This window comes from Mucilaginibacter rivuli (assembly GCF_019391655.1).
GTDB classification, from domain to species: domain Bacteria; phylum Bacteroidota; class Bacteroidia; order Sphingobacteriales; family Sphingobacteriaceae; genus Mucilaginibacter; species Mucilaginibacter rivuli.
Genome location: NZ_JAHXPQ010000009.1, coordinates 185,738 through 192,789, shown reverse-complemented (window position 1 = coordinate 192,789; position 7,052 = coordinate 185,738). Strand labels below are relative to the sequence as shown.

Annotated in this window: 7 protein-coding genes; 3 read left to right on the top strand and 4 right to left on the bottom strand. The window is 44.0% G+C overall.

The window, feature by feature from the left end; all coding sequences use genetic code 11:
• Window positions 1–59: 59 nt before the first annotated feature.
• Complete coding sequence (locus KXQ82_RS19000) at window positions 60–638, bottom strand: non-canonical purine NTP diphosphatase (protein WP_219490243.1); 579 nt, start codon at window positions 636–638, stop codon at window positions 60–62.
• A 1-nt stretch (window position 639) separates the two neighbouring features.
• A complete protein-coding gene (locus tag KXQ82_RS18995; protein ID WP_219490241.1) occupies window positions 640–1,287 on the bottom strand; it encodes a hypothetical protein in 648 nt (215 codons plus the stop codon).
• A 171-nt stretch (window positions 1,288–1,458) separates the two neighbouring features.
• Here KXQ82_RS18995 and KXQ82_RS18990 point away from each other — a divergent pair, with 171 nt between their 5' ends.
• Entirely contained in the window at window positions 1,459–2,832 is a 1,374-nt protein-coding gene (locus KXQ82_RS18990; protein WP_219490239.1) for a peptidylprolyl isomerase, read from the top strand.
• Window positions 2,833–2,843: 11 nt separating this feature from the next.
• Window positions 2,844–3,806: an AAA family ATPase gene (locus tag KXQ82_RS18985; protein WP_219490237.1), complete on the top strand. Its 963-nt coding sequence runs from the start codon at window positions 2,844–2,846 to the stop codon at window positions 3,804–3,806.
• Here KXQ82_RS18985 and KXQ82_RS18980 read toward each other — a convergent pair.
• Both KXQ82_RS18980 and KXQ82_RS18975 read right to left on the bottom strand, forming a co-directional pair.
• Window positions 3,803–4,117, bottom strand: coding sequence for a phosphoribosylpyrophosphate synthetase (locus KXQ82_RS18980; RefSeq protein WP_219490236.1), 315 nt, complete (start codon window positions 4,115–4,117; stop codon window positions 3,803–3,805). The genes KXQ82_RS18985 and KXQ82_RS18980 overlap by 4 nt on opposite strands.
• Window positions 4,118–4,249: 132 nt before the next feature.
• On the bottom strand, window positions 4,250–5,212 hold the full coding sequence (locus KXQ82_RS18975; RefSeq protein ID WP_219490234.1) for an isopenicillin N synthase family dioxygenase: 963 nt from the start codon (window positions 5,210–5,212) through the stop codon (window positions 4,250–4,252).
• 214 nt (window positions 5,213–5,426) lie between these two features.
• On the opposite strand from KXQ82_RS18975, the gene KXQ82_RS18970 reads away from it, so the two are divergent.
• Window positions 5,427–7,004: a DUF6600 domain-containing protein gene (locus KXQ82_RS18970; protein ID WP_219490232.1), complete on the top strand. Its 1,578-nt coding sequence runs from the start codon at window positions 5,427–5,429 to the stop codon at window positions 7,002–7,004.
• Window positions 7,005–7,052: the final 48 nt, after the last annotated feature.

The window sequence follows — 7,052 nt, the reverse complement described above, 5'->3', positions numbered from 1 at the left end:
AGTGTAAAAATAGTAACAAATCCACCTATTAAAACTCAGTTAATTTATCATTCAATCAATCATTGAGTTAAAAATTCTACCATCTTTTCGACGGCGCGGGCACGGTGGCTGATGGCGTTCTTTTCGGCCATGGTCATTTCGGCAAAGGTGATGGTGTGGCCGTCGGGTTGGAATATCGGGTCGTAGCCAAAGCCTTTGTTGCCCGAGCGTTCGGAGCGGATGGTGCCTTCAACGCTGCCCTCAAAGATGTGCTCCCTGCCTTGCCATTGTAATGAGATAACAGTTTTAAAACGTGCTGTGCGATTGGTTTGACCGGCCAGTTTGGCCAATACCTTATCCATGTTGGCTTCATGATCGCCGTGGGTGCCTGCGTACCGGGCCGAATACACGCCGGGTTCGCCGCCAAGGGCATCTATTTCGAGGCCGCTGTCATCGCCAAAGCAATCGAGGTGATATTTGTTATAGATATGTTGGCTTTTGATGGATGCATTTGCCGTGAAAGTTGTTCCGGTTTCTTCAATACCATCGGTGCAGCCTATGTCATCTAAGCTAAGGAGAGTAAAATCATCACCTATCTTAGCTAATACTTCATCAATTTTATGCTGGTTATTGGTAGCGAAAACGAGCTTTTTCGACATGTTATAAGTTTTTCATTTGTTCCCAAAAGGCTTTTACCTTTTCCTTGTCTCCCATCATCTCATCAAACGAGTAGGTGTAAAGTGCGCTATAGGCATTGCCTTTAATAATGGTATTTAGCTTCAGCCTGTTCCAGCCGGGTAAAAGGCAACGGCTACCCAACAGCATTACACGGTCGGGTTTAAAGTAAGCGGCAATAGCTGCTATGCTGGTATCCTCATAAGCGTAAAGGTCCAGAATGGCAACATCGTCCAAACTGAGTTCTTTTCGCGCCAGGCTACTGGTTAAAGCAGTAAAATGCCTGTCATCAAACTTACCTTCGCCATTGGAGTGAAACACGATGAGAAAACGTTGTTGGTTTTTGCCGAGATACTTAAACGCCGGTTTGGTCGTTTCAATAGGCGGTGATTGAGGAGCAACAATAACGGGTATTTCGGTTGCAGCAACGGGCTTCGGTATTGCTATAACCGGCGTTTCTGCAATGATGGGTTGAGCTTCGGTAGCAGGAATAGTTTCGACGGCAATTGGCTCAGGCCCGGCAACTATGGTTATTTCCTTAACAGCGCTGCCAATGGATTCAACGTCTTGCTTTACCAGGTAAACATCCTCAGTCATAAAAAACTGTAGCGCGGCCGGGTTCTCAATCATCATTTAACAAATTTTAACCAAAAATAGCTAAATTGTTTATACCATAATCAGCATCTTCGCAAGATAGTGTAGGTTTGATAGTATATTTTTACAATCAAACTCAATTAATTTTCCGAAATTCGGTGCGTCATAGGTGTAAACCCGTGATATATAATTTTTTATTAGAAGAGATACATGAGAAAGTTTGGGTTAACCCTGTTTATTTTAGTTACTGCATTAGTATTTGTAAAAGCTCAAATTAAAACCTTAGATAAAGTTGTAATTGTTGCCGGCAGCAGTATTATCCTGCAATCGGATATCGAATCGCAATACGCGCAATACCTTGCACAAGGCAATGCCCCTAACGATGGCATCAAATGTATTATAGCACAACAAGCGCTTACCACTAAATTACTGGCACAACAAGCCGTTATTGATAGCGTTACTGTTACCGATGGCGATGTTGATAATGAGGTTGACCGCCGTATGCGCGGCATGACCCAGCGCGCCGGTGGACAAGACCGTTTGGAGCAGTTTTTGGGCCGCTCGGTTATTCAATACAAAGATGAGATTCGCCCGGAGATACGTGAGCAAATGGTGGCTGAAAAGATGCGCCAAAAAATAACCGAGAAGGTAAATGTTACGCCTTACGATGTTAAAAAATTCTACGAAGCCATGTCAAAAGATAGCTTACCAACTTATAATAAAGAAGTTGAGGTAGGCGAAATTTCGATAACGCCAACGCTTAGCGCCGAAGAAAAAGCCTACTATAAGCAAAAAGCACAAGGTTTGCTTGACCGTGTTAAAAAAGGTGAAGACTTTGGTAATCTGGCACGTTTATACTCGCAAGATCCGGGCTCGGCCCCTGATGGCGGCGATCTTGGTTTTGGCGACCGCTCTACTTATGTGAAAGAGTTTTCGGCCATGGCTTTTAAATTAAAGGCCGGCGATGTATCCCCCGTTTTTGAAACCGACTTTGGTTTTCACTTTTTACAGGTTATTGAGCGTCGCGGCGAGCAGGTACACATCAGGCATATTTTGGTTAGGCCAAACCTTACCCAAGCCAGTCTTGACCGTGCAAAAGTTAAGATAGACAGTATTTATACCATATTCCAAAAGAATAAGAATGTTGATTTTTCGGCAGCGGCTGCTTATTATTCGGATGCTAAAGAAACCAAGTTTAACGGCGGTATGATATTAAATGCTGATAATGTGCAAAGCCGTACCACATTTATCCCTACAGATAAGCTTGACCCTCAAATTGCTTTGGTTGTAGATACATTGAAAGTTGGCCAGGTATCAAAACCGGGTATATTTACATCGCAGGCAGGGCAACAAACTTATAAGATACTATACCTGCGCTCAAAAACCGATGCGCATAAAGCAAACCTTACCCAGGATTTTCCAAAATTAAAAGAACTGGCTTATTCGGATAAAATAAATAAAAGCGTAAGTGAGTGGTTTGAGAGGCGCAGAAAAGACACTTACGTAAAAATTGATCCTGAGTACCTGCAATGCACACAGCTTAAAACCTGGGGCACAGCAGTAACTGCCGCACAATCAAAATAGTTAACATAAGTATGCAATACAAAAATGATGTTGAAGCTGCTGATGCGCTGAAAAAAGCCTACCTGGATATCCGTACCGAGATCGGTAAAATAATTATCGGCCAGGATGATGTAGTAAAATCGGTTTTGATATCTATTTTCAGTAACGGGCATTGCTTATTAGTTGGTGTACCCGGCCTTGCAAAAACATTATTAGTACAAACTGTAGCACGTGTATTGGATCTGAAATTTAATCGCATCCAGTTTACGCCCGATCTGATGCCTTCGGATATCATCGGCTCCGAAATATTAGGCGAAGACCGTAATTTCAAATTTGTAAAAGGCCCCGTATTTGCCAATATTATTTTGGCTGATGAGATAAACCGTACACCGCCAAAAACCCAGGCTGCGCTATTAGAAGCCATGCAGGAAAAATCTGTTACGGCAGCGGGTGTAACGCATAAATTAGAGCAACCATTTTTTGTACTGGCTACCCAAAACCCTATTGAGCAGGAAGGTACGTACCCATTACCCGAAGCCCAGCTGGATCGTTTTATGTTTAACGTATTTTTAAACTACCCTACTTTACAGGAAGAGATACAGGTGGTGAAGAATACCACCGGTGCCGAAAAGCCTGTTATTAACAAAATATTAACTGCAAAACAAATTGTTGAGTTTCAGCAATTGATACACAATATACCCGTTACAGATCATGTATTGGAATACGCGGTTAAACTGGCTGCAAAAACGCGCCCTAATACTGAACTGGCTACAGCCGATGTAAACCGCTTATTAAGCTGGGGCGCAGGGCCAAGGGCATCGCAGTTTTTGGTGCTTGGAGCAAAATGCCATGCCATCATCAGCGGCAAGTACTCGCCGGATATTGAGGATGTACAGGCTGTTGCCAAACCTATTTTACGCCACCGTATTGTACGCAGCTACCAGGCCGAAGCAGAAGGCATCAGCGCTGATCAGTTAATAGAAAAGTTATTTTAACCGGCTATTGTAAGGCTGCTGATAAAGGCTGTTTTCTTTTCATCGGCATAAACGCCGTAAGCATCAATTAATACGCCGCGTAAACCTGCCGCGCTTTCAATAGCATATACTACCGAACTGTCTTCCGGATCGCTGGCACCTTCAAAACGGTAAACTTCGGTTATCTTTAATTCGAGCGGGTTAAACCTAACGCCCTTGCTATTGCAAAACAAGTGGTCATCTTTAAAATCAAATTCGTCGGTATAACCCCGGGCTTGTAAATCGGCCAGCGCTTGTGTTACGCTGGCGTAATTATAGTGATCAGCATTCATAATGTTTTGATTTAAGGTTGTAGGTATATAACTCCGGTTAACAAAATATGTTTTAAACAAAAAATGTCATTTCACACCAACAATGAGCCGGTTTGAAATGACATTAGGGTTATGGTGTACTGCTTAAGAGAACTATTTTTTCAAACCTATCTCACGTAAGCGCTCATCCAGGTACTCGCCTGCTGTGGTATCATCATAAGCTTTTGGATGCTCTGCATCAATACATGATGGTAAACAGGTAAGGTCCATATCAGAGCGCGGGTGTAAAAAGAAAGGCACCGAGTAACGTGAGTTTTTCATCAGTTCACGCGGCGGGTTAACTACACGGTGCGTGGTCGATTTTAATTTATTATTGGTTAAACGTTGCAGCATATCGCCAACGTTAACCACAACATCTTCGCCTTGCGCTGTAACCGGGTACCATTTGCCTTCGCGGGTAAGTACTTCCAGGCCATCGGCGCTGGCGCCTATAAGCAAAGTGATCAGGTTAATATCTTCGTGCGCACCGGCCCTTACCGCATCAGGTGGCAAAGCATCCGGGTCTTCTATCGGGAAGTAATGTAAACCACGTAATATCGAGTTGCCGTTGTGTATCTTATCGTCAAAATAGTTTTCGGGCAGCTCCAGGTAAACGGCAATAGCGCGCAATAACGATTTACCTGCCGCTTCCAATTTTTGGTAAACCTCGGTTGTGATCTGGTTAAACTTAGGCAATTCGGTCACATATAGATTTTCCGGATATTCATCCTTTACCGGGTCGCCATCGGTTACGGTTTGGCCAATTTGCCAAAACTCTTTCAAATCGGGTACTTTAAAACCTTTAGCGGTTTCTTTCCCTTTACTGGTATACCCACGTTGGCCGGCCAGTTCGGGTACTTCATATTTTAATTTTACCGCCTCGGGCTGAGCAAAAATTTCTTTTACCTGCACGTACAGTTCATCCATAAGTTGTTTACTTAAACCATGGTTAGTAACTGTAATAAAGCCGGTTTCATTAAAGGCTTTGCCAATATCTTCAGAAAATTTTTTACGATCGGCTTCCGACCCGTTAAGGTAGTTGTTCAGGTCGAGGCGAGGAATGTTCACTGTGCTCATAATAAAGTATAATTTATTTAAATGTCTTGATTAATTGCAAAATTTGCAAGCAGAAAAATGATAATCTGCTAATTTAACTATTTAGGAGTAAAAGCCAAACTAAAAAGGCGGGCTAAGATTAAAACATTATTAACTGATTATTGTATTTTGATAAACAAGAGCAATAAACCTGCCCGCAATAAAACAGTCATACCTCTAAATTAGTTAGAAGATCATGAATATTAAAAATAAATTACTGACAATATGTTTTACCGCATTTGCATTATTTGCCGTAAAACCTGCTAAAACATATGCACAGTATAGTGCAAGCGTATCTTACCAAACTTTTTATGATGACCTGCAGCCTTACGGAACCTGGGTTGAAGACCCCCAATATGGCGATGTTTGGATACCGGATGCTGATGAAGGCTTTAAACCCTATGCAACAAGAGGCCATTGGGTAGTTACACGCTACGGAAACACCTGGGTATCTGATTATCCCTGGGGCTGGGCTGCATTTCACTATGGCCGCTGGAGGTATGATGATTATTACGGATGGGAATGGATACCTGGCCACGAATGGGGCCCGGCATGGGTTAACTGGCGCAGCGGTGGGGGCTATTATGCATGGGCTCCGCTTGGACCGGGTATAAGTATCGATATTTCATTTGGCAATAATTACCGTGTGCCTAATGATTATTGGGTTTGCGCACCACAAGCCTACATCTGCGATCCGTATATAAGCCGTTATTATGTACCGCGCACACGCGTAATTACCGTGATAAACCAAACAACTATTATTAATAACACCTACGTTAATAATAATACCAGGTATGTGGCCGGGCCAAGATACCAGGATATCCAAAGAGTATCGCGTAACCCGGTAAGAGTTTATAATATTGGTAATGGCACCGACCCCCACCGTACCGTTATCAATAATAATACAGTTAACATATACCGCCCCACTGTTATACGTAATAATAAAACAGACGAAAACAGGCCACGCCCTGCTACTGTAGTAGACGGGGCCGCATACAGGCAAGCTAACCCCAATGCTGGTATTGCTCACCGTGCAAATAATGGTGCTACCATAAATCATGATAATGCAACACGACTGGCTCAAACTGCAAGGAACCCTAACCCGCAAAACCAAAACGTAGTTAAGTTTAACCGCGATAACGGCCGCCCGGGTAATGCAACGGTGGTTAGTCCGGCTATGCGTAATGACAATAACGACCGCGGGCATAACCCGGCCAATAACAACAACGGGCAAAACCATAATGCTCCGGCAACACAGCCGCAAATTCGCAACGATAGACAACCTGTACAACAAGGGCAGCCACAAAATAACCAGCAAGGCCGCGGGCGCGATCAGCGTCAACAGCAAAACGGGCAAGCTCCCGTTAATCAGCAACAGCCACAAAATAACCAGCAGGAGCAGCAAAGGCAACAGCAGGAGCAACAACAACGCCAGCAGCAGGAGCAGCAAAGGCAACAGCAAGCGCAACAACAACGCCAGCAGCAAGAACAACAAAGGCAACAGCAATCACAACAACAACGCCAGCAGCAGGAGCAGCAAAGGCAACAGCAAGCACAACAACAACGCCAGCAGCAAGAGCAGCAAAGGCAACAGCAGGCTCAACAACAACGCCAGCAGCAGGAACAACAAAGGCAACAGCAGGCGCAACAACAACGCCAGCAGCAGGAACAGCAAAGGCAACAGCAGGCGCAACAACAACGCCAGCAGCAGGAACAGCAAAGGCAACAGCAGGGAGAGCAGCGCAGACAGCATGAACAGAGGCCACCAATGTAAATTAAAAAAGGCTCCGGAATATCCGGGCCTTTCTTAGTTTAATAGGAA